The organism is Vibrio sp. Y176 (genome assembly GCF_033438945.1).
Genome location: NZ_JAWOQS010000931.1, coordinates 1 through 565 on the forward strand (window position 1 = coordinate 1; position 565 = coordinate 565).

The following is a 565-nucleotide window of genomic DNA, read 5'->3' on the forward strand; positions in this document are numbered from 1 at the left end:
ATGCAGAATGCGTAAGCGAGCAGGATGAGACAGCGCTTTCGCTTGAGCGGCGAGTGCTTGTTCTTTATCGAGTTGTTGTTGCGTGGTTTCAAAAGCAATTTGGCACGTTTCGTTGCATTTGTTGCTCATGAGCAGACCTTTATAGTTAATCGTCGAATTGCGATTAAGTGTACGTGTGCTTTTTCTAAGGCGCAACTGTTGAAAGGAGAATTGAAGATAAGCGACGTCAAAAAATGGGAAGAGATTATGTCTCGAAAAATATTTGGCGGACTAACAAAGAATTCGGTCAAATGGCAGCAAGTAAAAAAGCAGAACTTAAAGATACGACGAATTGGGGGTGTGGTATCAGGAGCTAAGTTCTGCTTGGGGGTTAGGTTATGAGCAATTTTCTATATTTCCTGCTAGCCAAATCAGTATGGTGAAAAAAGGGGAGGTAAAAAAGAGAGTAGATTTCTTCGCTTTATTCCTGATAAGACCAAATAGGTGGGTTTTCCCTACAATATAGGGACGAAATGCTAGTAAAAGGGGAACAAAGTGTTTGGAAGTTTTCTTATTTTATTGCCGC

At 40.9% G+C, this 565-nt stretch carries 1 pseudogene; it reads right to left on the reverse strand.

Annotated features, from left to right (window positions below):
• Positions 1 to 129, reverse strand: a pseudogene (locus R7O13_RS29470) (ArsR family transcriptional regulator); the annotation flags it as partial.
• Positions 130 to 565: the final 436 nt, after the last annotated feature.